This is a genomic window from Metamycoplasma auris (genome assembly GCF_003253435.1).
Taxonomy (GTDB): domain Bacteria; phylum Bacillota_I; class Bacilli_A; order Mycoplasmatales; family Metamycoplasmataceae; genus Metamycoplasma; species Metamycoplasma auris.
The window spans coordinates 39,627-54,022 of the sequence record NZ_QKUB01000001.1 but is presented as its reverse complement, the minus strand read 5'-3'; the positions used below and the strand labels follow the sequence as shown (position 1 = coordinate 54,022).

Below are 14,396 nucleotides of genomic sequence, written 5' to 3'. Positions count from 1 at the left end.
AATTTTTTTATGCTTCATAACTAAAAGCTATCTCAATTACAAATTTATCTATTAGGTTATTTGAATTTTTATTCTTTATTGCCTTAATAATAATTTTAGATTCTTCTCTTGATATTTTTTTATCAGCAGTGATATTTTTTTCAACATATTCTTTTAATTGCTTAAAATAATTATTAATTTCAATTCCAAATAACTTATTATTCGTATCATAAAAATACCATTTTTTATCAGCCTCATTTTTAAATGAATATGTAAACGAAAGCTTTAAATTAGATATTTCTTTAATAAAATCCTTAAATTCTAAGTTAGGAAGAGTCTTACTTTTTGCTTCCTTATTAAATTTAGATAGTTTATCTACTAAATCAAAATTTAAAATTTCAATTTTACTTGAATCTTTAGCACTAATTTCTTTTGATTGAATTGAATCTTTATCATTAAAGAAACCTTTTAACTTATATCCAGTATTATAAAAAGTAAATTCAGCTTTTGATTTTACAATCGAATTACTACCATCTTTAAATTTTGCATGATTGTGATTGTAAGCAATTTTCTTGTTGATATCAAATAATTTAGTTGCTTCAATTTCTTTTGACAACTTAATTAAAGTTTTCTTTTTATTATCTTTCTTTTTAATTTCACTTATTTTCGTATCATCTAAATGATCAGAGATTGATGCATTCTTTTTAGGTTGTTTTGATGAAAAAAAGGTTGATACAATTGGCATTGTAGCAAGTGAACCAATGACACCAGTAAACATTGCAACAGTCATTGCAATGTTAAGTTTTTCTTTTTTAGTTCTAGTTGTCTTTTGATTTTGGTCTTTGTTTTTTTTCTCTTTATTTTTTTTCATCAAAACTCCATTCTTATTTGCCAAGTTTAATTCTATTCTTATTTATAATTAACTTAATTTTTTTAATTAATAATTTACTTTTTAGTTCATCTTTAGTAATTAATTCATTTTTTAAATAACCAATGAATAGTGCAATTAATTGATATTTATAAAAGTCATTTGGAATTTCAGCATTGTATGTATTTCAAAAAATCTTTTTATAATAAGCATTAACATTTAGATTTTCAAACATTAAAGCAATATCTAAGAATTTTGAACCAATAGATGCCATTGATCAATCAATTATTGAGATTGTATCAATCTCATCTCATAGAATACTTTTTGAATTTAAATTATGATGACAATTTGCATCCAAATTGAGATTTGAAATTCATTTCAAAATGAGACTTATAAATTTATCAGACCCAATTTTTTTCGTTATTTCTTTAGTATCAATATTATCTAAAACTTTTTTAATCTGTTTATCTAATACAAAGGGCGGAAAAATTGAATTTGATGTATGATAAATTTTCATTACTCTACTAAGTGCTTTTATTGACTTTGTATTAATTTCCAATTCATTGCTACTATTTGATCATTTTCAAATAATATAATTGTCATCTTCATAAATGCAAGATGGAACAAAATGAAAATTTTCAATTTCCTCAATTTTTAATCTGTAATTAAATTCTGAATTTCTTTTAAATGTAATAAATTTTGAATCAGCAAAAGCAAGAGATGAATTATTTTTAGTTTTGACTTGTAGATCTTTTTCTTCTTTTTCATTATTTTTGGCATAAAGATTCTTATATTCAGAATCTTTATATAGTTTATATAAATAAATATAATCATCAAATTTATCTTTATCTAATTTAAAGAAATCAATGATTTTATCTTTTCTTATTCCCATATTTAAATGTAAGGAAACCAAGTCATAATATTCAGAGTTCAAGCATACTGCTTCAAAATCAACTAATTTAACATAACCAAATTTATTGATGATTACATTATTTTTTCTTATATTATTGTGACTAAAAATTAGTTTATCATTCTTATATTTTTCAACTAAATATTGATATTTTCTATCCTTAATTTTAAATTTATTTCAATTAAATCTGCTAACTTCAATATTTCTCTTATGAAATTTATTTATTGCTCCAAAAATTTTTTTTATCTCATGATCATTAATATTAATTTGATATAAATCTGAGCCTGGAAATCATTTTTTAATAAAAATTCCATTTTTAATTAACAAATATTCTTCAACATCGTTAACCAGTTTATATTCATTATCAAATAATGATGTCGAATTTTCCATCGGAATTCTTATTTGTACTCATATTTCGTTATATTTAGCAATAAAATAAATATTGTTGCTCTTTTCAAGTTGAAATTTTGCATGAGTAATACGATCAGCAACATCTGCTGAGAATGTTAATTTGATTTTTTCATACATTAAATTAATTTTTTTAATGTTATCTTCACTATTATAATTCTTTGTCAGTTTATTCATAATTACTCATTAAGTTAAGAGTTATATTGTTTATTATACTCATTTATCAATTGATCGACTCTTTTTAAATAAAGTGTATCATCAAAAGGATTGATTTCATGTTTGTTGATTCATAATACAATTAATGCATTCACAATAACCTTTTGTGCCAATAAAAACTTAGGTTCAAAATCATCCCCATAAGCCTCAAGAAAAACTTGTTCTTGTCTTTTGTCTAATTGTGATGATTCAATAAAATAAGCTAAATCGAAATGTACATCACCCATGGTTGCATATTCTCAATCTGTTATATAAAGTTCTTTTTTATTTTCAATAAAATTAAAAAGTCAAAGATCATTATGCACAGGCGCTGAGTTATCAATATTCTTAAGAAATAAATTTATTTTTTTATAGTGCTTATCAAGAATAGGAATTTTTTTTCCATATGCTTTAATTTTTTCACGATAGACCTTAAAACGGCGAGCGATTTGATTTTCTTTAAAAAATTCAAGTTTTGAATTATGCAACGTAATTAACTTTTTAGCTATTTCCCTTAACTTGTCATCGTTCAATGTTTCTTGAGTCATGATTGGGCCATCAATTCACTCATTGACAACTCTTTCATCATCTTCGTAAATTGTCTTTGGAACAAAATCTAGAGCATTTAAAATCTTGTTTGGTGTCTTATGATTAAATGAATCATAATTTTTTATTTTAATAAACTCGTTTGTTTGTTCATCATAATACGTTTTATTTGTGTAACCTTGGTTTTTAATTAGTTTCATTTGTTAAATATTCCTTATTAAAAATCAATATTTGAAACATATTTTGCATTCTCTTCAATGAAATCATGTCTTGCTTCAACTTCTTCACCCATAAGGGTAGAAAAAACTGAGTCACAAATTGCCATATCATTAATTTGTACTTGAAGCATCTTTCTTGTTTCAGGATTCATTGTTGTTTCTCATAATTGTTCAGCATCCATTTCCCCCAACCCTTTGTAACGTTGGATTGAAATGTTCTTATCATCTAGTTTCGAAAGAATTTCTTCTTTTTGTGCATCATTGTATGCATATTCCACTTTTTTTGAAGCCATAATCTTATATAATGGCGGCATTGCAATATAAACAAAACCATACTCAATTAAAGGTTTTAAGTAACGATAAAAGAAAGTTAATAATAATGTTGAAATATGCGCCCCATCAACATCGGCATCTGTCATAATGATAATCTTGTGATATTTTAATTTGTTGATATTAAAATCATCGCCAATACCAGTTCCTAAAGCATGAATAATGGTTTGAATTTCTTGATTAGATAGGAATTTAACACGGTCATTTTTTTCAGCGTTAATTACTTTACCTCTTAATGGTAATATTGCTTGGATTGCACGGTTTCTTCCACCTTTGGCCGAACCTCCAGCAGAATTACCTTCGACAATGAAAAGTTCTCTTAACTCCGCATTTTTAGATGAGCAATCAGCTAATTTGCCAGGTAATCCACTAAATTCCATGCCGTCTTTTTTTCTTGATGCTTCTTTGGCTGCATTTGCCGCAAGTCTAGCTCTTTGTGATTGTAAACACTTATTAATTATGCTTTTGGCAGTGACAGGATTTTCGTTCAAATATCTTTCAAGAACTTCTGAAAGAACTTTATTTGTTGCATATCTTGCATTCGATGAACCAAATTTAGTCTTAGTTTGTCCATCAAATACTGGATCACTATGTTTTATAGAAATTATTGCAACTAAACCTTCTTTTGAATCTTCTTTACTTATTTTTTCATTAGCTTTAAATAATTTATTATCTTCAGCATATTTGTTAAATATTCTTACAATTGAATCATAGAACCCATTTTCATGTGTTCCACCATCAGTTGTTTGAATGTTATTAGCATAGGAAATAATTGTTGATTGATATGCTTCATTGTATTGCAATGCTACTTCAACAAGAATATCAACTTTCTTTGGAGTTTTATTAGGATCTTCTTGACTGCTCTTTTGTTTTTCAATATCAGATATTTCACCATGCGCATATATAACATCATGGTTAATTACTTTTTTACCCTTATTTAATTCCTTGACATAGTCAATAATTCCACCATCAAAGCAAAAACTCTTTTTAATATTTTTTGTTAAATCAAGTAAATTAAATTTCAATCCTTTATTTAGATAAGCAACTTGTTTAACGTGGTCACTAATTGTGCCAAAATCAAAATTAATTCTATCCATAACTGAATAGTCAGGTTGGAATTTAATTCTAGTTCCTGTTTCTTCTGTTTGCAATTGCTCAATTACTTTTAAATCATCTATAGGTTTTCCACCATGTTGATATTTTTGATAATAAAGATTACCATTTCTTTTTACCCATACCTCAAATGATTCGCTCAATGCATTAACAACAGAGGCACCTACCCCATGCAAACCACCACTTACTTTGTAATTGCTCGAATCAAATTTACCACCAGCATGTAACACAGTTAAAATTGTTTCAACTGCAGATTTATTTGTTGAAGGGTGAATATCAACAGGCATTCCCCTACCGTTGTCTTCAATTTCAATAAAGTTGTCTGGATGTAAAATGATGCTTATTTCAGTTGCATATCCTGCCATTGCCTCATCAACTGAGTTATCTAATATTTCTCATATTAGATGATGAATTCCACGATATCCAGTTGAACCAATATACATCCCTGGTCTAACTCTAACAGGATCTAATCCTTCAAGAACCTGAATATCACTAGCTACATATTTTTTTTCATCTGACATAAAAACTCCTTTAGCTTACTCACTATGAATTAGCAATAATTTAGCATTAATATAATTAATAAATTATACCAAATATCTTTTTTCCTTTGCTTATATAATAAGCAAGGAAAAAACATAGTTTTTACAGTTAAAAAATATAAAAATTTTGCTTCTTTTTTGTGAAAAAAAATAAATAAAAAACTTCTACAAAAAATGAGAAGTTGTTTATAGAAAATTAGAATTAAAGATACATTTACAAACTTTATTTTGCAATATGATTTGCTAATGAACTTGTATCAACATCTTGTCTTTCTTCAGCGCTTGCTTGGAATAGAGGTTGGTTGTAGATATTATTCTTCTTAGCAACAATATTTGTTCAAAATTGATAAATATCGGAATTGAAATTTCTAACTATTGCATTGTAATATCTAATAGTTGCATAAATTTCATCTTCTTGGACTGCAATTTCTGTTTGAAATCTTAAGTAAGAATCATTTGCTTTTAAATTTGGATATTGTTCAAATTGAATATTTATTGCTGCTTTAATTTGATTTAATTTTGTTGCTAAAGTAGCTGGGTCAGTTTCATTTTCTAATTCAACTAATTGTGAACGATATTTAATTACTTTAGTTAATGTTTCGTGTTCAAAGTTTGCATAACCTTTAACTGCGTCTAATTGTTTGATTAAAATTGCTCTTCTTTTCTTTTCAGCAGCTTGAATTAATGAAGCAGCCTCTTGAATACGGTTTATTCTTGCTAATAATTCATTTTTTCGGTTAATAACTGCAATGAAGAATAATCCGAAAGTTATAATAAAGAGAAAGATAAATAAAACCTTTTCTCCTTTCTTAACTTCAGGAATTTTAATCGAATTATCAACATTAGGCTTAAATCCTTCATTTGATTGAGGTGTTCTTGAGTCAAATAACATAATTATCCTTTTTTTAACTTTTAATTTTAGTCATTTGTAGTTGTTTTTTGGTATAAATTGAAGTTTTTAATTATTTAAATTATACAATCTCAAAGAATTTTTTTAGTCTCGAGTTTTAATATTGATTGAAAAATATTCTAAAATGTTTTCAATGCTATACATACTAAGTTCGCTATTGATAAAAATAAACAATCCATCATTATCAAATTGCATTTTAAAGTCGGATTCAATTAATTTTGCATCACAAATATAATTAAATATATCATTTATATTTTGCACTTTATTAAGTGTATCTGCATCGGTATTTTCATCTAATATTAAGTTTATATAAGATGATTTTTCTTTATTGTAGAATGAATATTTAACACAAAGATCTTTTTTTATTGAATCTCTATATTTCCCTAAATAGATTAATTGTTTTCTTTCTATCAATGGATGAAATTTTTCATAAGGTACATCAATTATGTGATTATTAGTCCAAACTGAATCAATCAAATCTTCTTTTCAATACGAAAACATTTTAAATGTTATAAACGCATTGGTTAAGTTTTTTTTATTATCAGTGATGTAACTATCAATTTCCAATCCTATATCCTTACTTGGTATTGCCGAATTAAATCAATAATTTTTTGAACTAATCGTCTTAGTTAGGATATCCATAATATTTAAATTAGAGGCTAAATTTATATTCTTTTTATTTGAATCATAATAGTAATTTGATAGATATCTACCTTTTTCTTCATAAACCTCAGATGCAATATTCGTGTTTAAATATGCTTGAGCTAGACATTTAAATATTGGAAATATTGCTTCTTTAATGATTTTGCACATTGCACCAAAAACTTGAGTAAGTGTGATTGACATAGATAAATTTACTAACTGCACTTTTTCAAATCAATCGTTACTATCCGAATATGGCAATTTACTTTGGTCATAATTATTTGAAACAAAAATTGACCTTCCAAGCTTATAGAATTTGTATCTTCATTTTAGACTTTTAGCAAATTTAACAAAATTTTCTTGAGTTTTTACTTTGAAATAATCAAGGAATCCAATCTTATCATTAAATGAAAAATTATAGTATTGATACAACTCAGGATTTTCTAAAAGAAACTTACCTGATCTTATAGCTCTGTCGTATTCTCTTTTTGATAAGTAGTTATCATTTTCTAAAATTTTTAAATCTGGGCGATAGTTAGTTGGAAGAACAAAAGCGTGCTTTTGAAACATAAATGGTGTAGGTTCAACATGACTTGCTGAAATGAATTTTGTTACAGGACCATCCTTTGTTTGAATCGTAGCCAAGATTGATTCTCTTGTGATTACATTTTTTCAATATTCTTTTGTATATAAAATATCATAAAAGTAAGAATTACGCACCTGATATTTTTGAATTGCATCATAAGAATAAAATCCATCTTTTTCAATTAGATGAGAAAAATCGGTTGAATTTATATGTCTTATTTTATTAATATCTAATTCTTCTAAAATCTTATTTTTTCACCCTAAGATACTAAACTTATTAAAAATGGTTGGAATAAGTTCTCTATTTTGTTGAATTTTTGAATTAATAATATTGACTCTTTCTTTTCTAAATGAATAAAATTTATTTACTACTTTAAAATTGTCAATAAAGAACTTAATAAAGAAAAGTCCTACTATAAAAATACAAAAAAATAATATAAATACGTTTGCAGCTTTTTTGCTTGTAATTTTTTTAGTTTTCTTTTCAACATTGATTTCATTTGTCAGAGAAGTTATGGTTTCAACATTATTTTCAATCAAATCATTCGTCGTTTCATTGCCATTTACAACATATTTTTGAAAAACTCTTTGACATGCGTTTTCTGTTTCCTTTATAAGTCCCTCATATACTTCTGTTACTGGATTATTAAAAATCTTATTTCAATCCATCCCACTTGAATTTTCTTTTTCTTCTTTTACAATACTATTTTCCATAGAGTCACCTAACTATAAATTCATTTAATTTACTAAAATAAATCTTCCTTATCATCAATTATAGAAAATTTAGTTGACTTAGAATTCTTAAATTTTTCCTCGGTTTTTTTGTTATCTGAAAAGAAATCAATTTCATCATTTTTAATATTATTTTCATTAATAGGTTTGGAATTAATTACATTATCTTCTTTTGTTTCTTGTTCAACATTACTTTCTATTTCATTTGGAATTAATTCGGTTTTTTCATTCTCTTGTATAAACAAAAGATCAAATTCATTAGTTGAAAAATCAGGTACATCAGGAATAATTTGAATATTTTGTTTATTTGGATTTTCATCTTGCTTTTCTTGTTTATCTTTATTTATTGCTTTCGAAACAAAATCATCTTCTTCTATTTTTGGTATATTTTGCTCATTAACTTCAGGATTCTTTTCAATATGAATATTTTCTTTTGTTTCTTCAAAAATATTTTGTTTATCAAGATTGAGATTGATATTAGTTTGCTTTGATTCTTTTTTATGTTTACTTCCAAAAATTTTCTTAAAAGTATTATCACTAATAAAGAATGATGCAAAAGCAAGCAAAAGAATAACAATTGCAATAATGAAAGATAAAACAAATCCTGCTGTTCCTCCAGGAAAAGCAATTAAAAAATAGATGAAGCTAAAAAATAAACCGGGTGTCCATTTATTTGGTAATGAAGTAGTTTTATATTTAATAAAATCTTCGTATCATTTTTCTGAAATAGCAATTAGCGCATTTTTATATGTATAGGTTTCTGTTTTAAATTTAGCATAATAAATTGCTGTACCCAAGATAATTAACGAAAAAAGCAAAATTCCTAGTCTTAAAAAACTAAAATGAAAAACACTTGCTGAATATGTGTTTTTCATTTTAAAAATATTTTTGATTGCTAGCAAAATTATAAAAACAAAAATAGCGACTGAAAACATTCCAAAAAACAAACCAAAACTAAAGGAATGAATTGTTGTCAAACCTTTAATATTTAAAAAGGAAATAATGATAAAAAAAACCATTGCAAAACTTATTATTGTTCAAATAAAAGTTTTATCTTTAAGAAAAAAATAAGTCTTTTTTTGTTTAATTTTCTTTATTTCAGTCTCATTTTTTTCAATGTTTTTGTTATCTACCATATTTTAAATTTTATTACCTTTTTTAAATTTCATATAGTGTTACAACAATAATTGGTTCTTTATTTAATGACTTAAAAATTTTTCTTTTTACAGTCTTTCTTAAATGTTCCTGAATATCTTTTAGATCAATTTGATGCGATGATTTATTTTCAAATTCTTTTAAGAATAAGTTATTAATGATTTTAATGATTGTATCTTTATTTTCTTTAGATACGATTCCATATGAACTAATGTGAAGTTTTCCTATTGGTTTTCTTGTTTTGTAATTAATTAAACAACTCAAGGCAATAACTCCATCTCTTGAAAGATTTTCTCTTTCATTAATTACTTCTTGTGAAATGTCACCAATTCCAAAACCATCAATAACAACATCACCTACACTTTTGATTCCTTGCTTTTGCGAAACCAATTCATTGTTAACAAATTCAGCAATCCTTCCATTTTGAAGTACAATGCATCTAGATATATTCATTCCTGCACTACGTGCAATTTTTGTAGCAAGCACTAAATAACGATATAGTCCTTGGATAGGAATAAAATACTTAGGTCTTAGTTCCTTTATAACATTATATATATCATCTCTAGCAGGATTACATGGATATAATTGATCTGAACTTAATTCAATTAAATTAGAAGCACGACGCGCAATTTCGTCTAATGTTAAAGCATAACTCACCTCAAGACCATTGATTGGGGGAGCAATGATAATTACAGTGTCATCTTTTTTTAATTTCAAATAAACATCATTATTCGTTGCAACTCTTAAGAGTCTTGAATATAGACGTTCGGTTGAAGAAGTAACTAAAACGACAGCATTTGGAGTTTCATTGATTGCTCTTATATCCACAAATTCAGGAAATTGCGAGTTAGGACTAATCTTTGAAACTAAATCAATTAGTTGTGAATAATTTTTTCCATAAATCATTACTGGTCGTTTGTATTTATGTGCTAAAAGAAGAATTTCATGTGCTATGATCATATCTTCATCATATAAACCAAAAACAATTCTTTTATCATTTGCTGTATCGCTAAATTTGCTTTCAATCTTCTTGGTTACTCAGATCTTATCAATACTTTTACCAGAATAATTAGCTCTTGAGACATCCATAATTAACATTTGAAGTGGTTTATTATTACTTATTAGTTTCTTAATTCTATACAAATCAGTTTTTCCATATGAACCAAGATCACCAATAACAAAATTTACAAGAAATAAAATATTTCCCTCTTGATATTCAAAATTAAGTCCCATTTGTCCAGGAAGTCCGCCTGCAACATCAAAATTTGAAACAATTACATCTTTAAACTTAAGTGGCGAATTGAATGTTTTGATTTCAAAATTATTAGTTCCAACATTATACTTTGTGATTCTATTCATAATAACAATACGATTGAATACACTTGTATATATTTTAAGTCCAGGCAACTTCATTATTAATCAAGGAATTGCTGAAAAACTTGAATCCTTTACATCAGTAATAAAAAGTCCAACTATATCTTTTTTTCTTCTTTCAAGATATTCATAATCACAAATTAGAGTATCAACACCATTGTGTGTATTAATAGGAATTTTAGTACCACAATTAATAATAAATAATTTGCCATTAATATCTAACACATAAGAATTCTTTCCGTTCTCATCAAGTCCTCCCAATGCAAAGAAATTAACTTTATTCATAACACCTCTTTAATTTTCTATAACTTATTATTGAAATTTATTTATTGAAATTAGTTTAAATATAAGAAATTAAGTAAAACTTAAATATAAATATTTTAGCAAGTTTTTATTCTTTCAAATGAAATAAAAAAAATAAGCAATCATATATGAATTGCTTACATAAATTATTGAATTTCAAACTCTGCAACTGTGTATGTATGATCGCTTAAAATACTTTGATGTCTTATTGCTTTTTCATTGTCTATTTCAACATCGTGTTTTTTAAATAAATTAACATATTCATCATCTTTAACAACTTTATATATGTCAAAAACAAATGAGTTGGTTAATTTAAAATTGCTTTTGTAAAACATTTTATCATATGGATTAGCAAACCCACCTGTCATATTTAAGGAAGAACTATATTTTTTATTATCTTCAAATACTGACTTATATCCACTATTTCTATTGTATTTGTCTAGCCAATCGAATACTAGATGTTCTTTTCCTAATTTTATATTTGTATCACCAGCAAAAAATACATTCCCTGCATTGCCACCTAATTCATCAAATCTATCTAGAGCTTTTCAAAGTTGCTTACCTTCACGATATTCGAACGAACCAATTTTATCAATTGGTTTCTCACCTAGATATTTCTTTTTTCAACCTGGACCATCAAAGTGATCAAACACAAAGGTCATTTTTTTATCTTGATTTAATTTATATTTAAACTGAATTCCATATGGAGGTCTTGCATACTGAGCTGATTTATCTCCTAAATTATCATCAAATTTGTCTTTATAAGAATATCCTATTTGATCATTATTAAACTTTATTGGTTCAAATTTTTTGTTATTATAAATAATTGCAACTGCTTCTGCTGAACCTTTACTGAATTTGTCCCCTTTTTCATTTTTACTTGCAATATATGAATACATATTTGAGGAGCTAAGTTTATTCATCTCATCAACTATATTTTTTACATTATCTGGATTAAAAACCTCTGTCAATCCAAGAATATCAAACTTTTCTTTTTCACTTAATAAAGCAATACGCTTGGTCTTTTTATCTTGAGATCCATCACCGTGATATTTCAAAATATTTCAATGTCCTCATTTGAATGTATTTTCTTTTCCTGCTGGAATATCTTGTGATCTGGGTTGATGTTGTGGTTTTGGTTCAGGTTGAGGTTGTGGTTTTGGTTCAGGTTTCATTGAAGATTGTGGAGCAGGAATTGGTGTTAGTTGAGGTCTTACTTCAGTCTCACTCTTATTGTTATTTTCAATGGCTTTCTTGATATCCTTCAACAATAATTCGATCTTATTCAATGATTCTAAAATTGGAGTTGAATCTTTTGATTGAATAATTGAAAGAGCTGAGGAATTGAATTGTTCCTTTATATTTTTATCTTCAATTGAACTTATATTTTCAATCAATTCAGTAAGTCTTAGATTGTAACTTTCTTCATTTTTGTTTGTATCACTGCTATTCTTCTTTTGGCATGAAGCAGCAATTAAAAAAGATGGAGCAACTAGTGTTGTTGAGATTAATAATAAAATGTTTCTTTTTGCTTTCATGATACCTTAAATTTTATTACTTAATTTTTTTCATATTCTAAGATTTATTATTTTGTATTTTCCCATCCTAAATCAGATAGATAATTTTTTATTTCTATTGCTTTATCAAAATCCAAATTTTTAGCTGCTTCTTTCATTTCTCTAACTAATTCGGCAATGTAGGTTTTATTAATTGTTAATTTTGCTTTCTTTTTAAATTTGATATTTGAAGCGATATTTAAGTTTATTTTTGAAATTGGTTTAATAATAGTCTTAGGTATTATGTTATGTTGATGATTGTATTTTTGTTGAATATCTCTTTTTAATTTGTTATCAGCAATTGTTTCTGACATTGCCTTAGACATTGAATCAGCAAAGAAAATTACCTTGCCATGGTCATTTCTTGCTGCACGCCCGACAATTTGAATTAATGATTTTCTATCTCTTCCTAGTCCATTTACATCTGCATCTAAAACCAAAATCAAACTCACTTCAGGTAAGTCAATTCCTTCTCTTAAAAGATTGATCCCAATTACGACATCATATTTTCCAACTCTTAAATCAGTTAGAATTGCATTTCTTTCAAAGACTTCAAACTCTTCGTGAATATAAGCAGATTTAATCTTATATTTCTTTAAATAATTTGATAATTCCTCAGCATTTTCTTTTGTATGAGTAAGAATCAGAGTTCTTTCATTGTTAGTTATTTGATTCTTAATAAGATCATGAATCAATTGAATTTGACCAGCTTTAGGTCTTATTTCAATAATTGGATCTAGTAGACCAGTTGGACGAATGAATTGCGTAATGATTTCGCCTCCGGCTAAGTTTATTTCTTCATCCGCTGGTGTTGCTGAAAGATAAATTCTGGGTAGATCAATTTTTAGGTATTCATCATATCTTAAAGGGCGATTATCTAATGCTGAAGGTAATCTTCAACCATATTCAACTAATTTTTCCTTTCTTGATCTGTCTCCTTCATACATGCCCTTGATTTGAGGTAACATTAAGTGACTTTCATCAATATATAAGATTGTATCCTTATTTAAATAATCAAAAAGTGTATATGGTTTCTGCCCTGGTTTACGATTATCAATATATCTTGCATAGTTTTCCATACCTGATGTATAACCAAACTCTTTAATTGAATCAATGTCAGCATTAATTCTACTTTCTAATCTTTGAGCTTCAACTAATTTGTTATTATCTTTAAAATACTTAACTCTTTCAATTAAATCATCTTCAATTTCTTCACATATTGGTTCAATATAACTTTGGTCAATAAGAAAGGAAGTGCAAGGATAAATTATAATTTCATCTAGTTTCTTAGCCACTTCCATTGTGATTGGTTCAATTAATTTAATTCCTATTACTTGATTATCTTGCAATTCAATTCGAATTAGATAATCAAATTTATAACCCGGAGCAACTGTAATAACATCACCAACACTTTTAAATTGTCCTTGTTCAATATCTGGAAAAACACCCATATTTTGATAATGCATTCTTACAAGAGAACTTTTAATATTTTTTTTAGATATTTGCTCAGATACTTCTAATTTTAAAAAGTGTTTCTTATATTCTTCAGGATTAAAAGCGCCATAAATTGCAGCAACAGACGCAACAACAATTGTGTCATATCTTGTTATTAAAGAATTAAGTGTTGAGATTCTCATTGCCTCAATTTCTTTATTTGTAATTGAAGATTTTTCAATATACAAATCTTCTGCTGGTTTATAAGCCTCAGGGCGATAGTAATCAAAATATGAAATAAAATACTCAACCTTGTTATGAGGAAATAACTCTTTAAGTTCAGAGTATAGTTGACTTGCTAGAGTTTTATTATGACTAATTACTAGCGCGGGGCGATTAGTTTTTGCAATAACATTAGCTAGCGTAAAAGTTTTCCCTGAACCAGTTACTCCAAGAAGTACTTGATGTTTTTTGTTTTCTTTAATACCGTTAACTAGTTGCTCAATTGCTTTTGGTTGGTCTCCAGATGGTAAAAAATTAGTTACAAGTTTAAATTCATTCATGTTTTAAATTATATAAAGTTTTAAAAAACATAGTTT

Annotated in this window: 10 protein-coding genes; all 10 read right to left on the bottom strand. The window is 26.4% G+C overall.

Features of this window, described 5'->3' with window-relative positions; genetic code table 4:
- Nucleotides 1-7 precede the first annotated feature (7 nt).
- Complete coding sequence (locus BCF89_RS00265; RefSeq protein ID WP_111517973.1) at nt 8-850, bottom strand: hypothetical protein; 843 nt, start codon at nt 848-850, stop codon at nt 8-10.
- Nucleotides 851-863: 13 nt separating this feature from the next.
- On the bottom strand, nt 864-2,342 hold the full coding sequence (locus BCF89_RS07380) for a hypothetical protein (protein ID WP_111517972.1): 1,479 nt from the start codon (nt 2,340-2,342) through the stop codon (nt 864-866).
- Between the two features lie 14 nt (nt 2,343-2,356).
- Nucleotides 2,357-3,106 (bottom strand): phosphotransferase, encoded by a 750-nt coding sequence (locus tag BCF89_RS07375; protein WP_111517970.1) that lies wholly within the window; start codon nt 3,104-3,106, stop codon nt 2,357-2,359.
- A 17-nt stretch (nt 3,107-3,123) separates the two neighbouring features.
- A complete protein-coding gene (locus BCF89_RS00250) occupies nt 3,124-5,088 on the bottom strand; it encodes a DNA topoisomerase subunit B (protein ID WP_111517969.1) in 1,965 nt (654 codons plus the stop codon).
- A 241-nt stretch (nt 5,089-5,329) separates the two neighbouring features.
- Nucleotides 5,330-5,998: a LemA family protein gene (locus tag BCF89_RS00245; RefSeq protein ID WP_111517968.1), complete on the bottom strand. Its 669-nt coding sequence runs from the start codon at nt 5,996-5,998 to the stop codon at nt 5,330-5,332.
- A gap of 102 nt (nt 5,999-6,100) precedes the next feature.
- Complete coding sequence (locus tag BCF89_RS07370; RefSeq protein ID WP_111517967.1) at nt 6,101-7,957, bottom strand: hypothetical protein; 1,857 nt, start codon at nt 7,955-7,957, stop codon at nt 6,101-6,103.
- Between the two features lie 32 nt (nt 7,958-7,989).
- On the bottom strand, nt 7,990-9,111 hold the full coding sequence (locus BCF89_RS07365) for a hypothetical protein (protein WP_111517966.1): 1,122 nt from the start codon (nt 9,109-9,111) through the stop codon (nt 7,990-7,992).
- Nucleotides 9,112-9,133: 22 nt separating this feature from the next.
- Nucleotides 9,134-10,789: a ribonuclease J gene (locus tag BCF89_RS07360; RefSeq protein WP_111517965.1), complete on the bottom strand. Its 1,656-nt coding sequence runs from the start codon at nt 10,787-10,789 to the stop codon at nt 9,134-9,136.
- A gap of 164 nt (nt 10,790-10,953) precedes the next feature.
- Entirely contained in the window at nt 10,954-12,345 is a 1,392-nt protein-coding gene (locus tag BCF89_RS07355; protein WP_111517964.1) for an endonuclease/exonuclease/phosphatase family protein, read from the bottom strand.
- 47 nt (nt 12,346-12,392) lie between these two features.
- Nucleotides 12,393-14,360: an excinuclease ABC subunit UvrB gene (gene uvrB, locus BCF89_RS07350; protein ID WP_111517963.1), complete on the bottom strand. Its 1,968-nt coding sequence runs from the start codon at nt 14,358-14,360 to the stop codon at nt 12,393-12,395.
- Between the last annotated feature and the right edge of the window lie 36 nt (nt 14,361-14,396).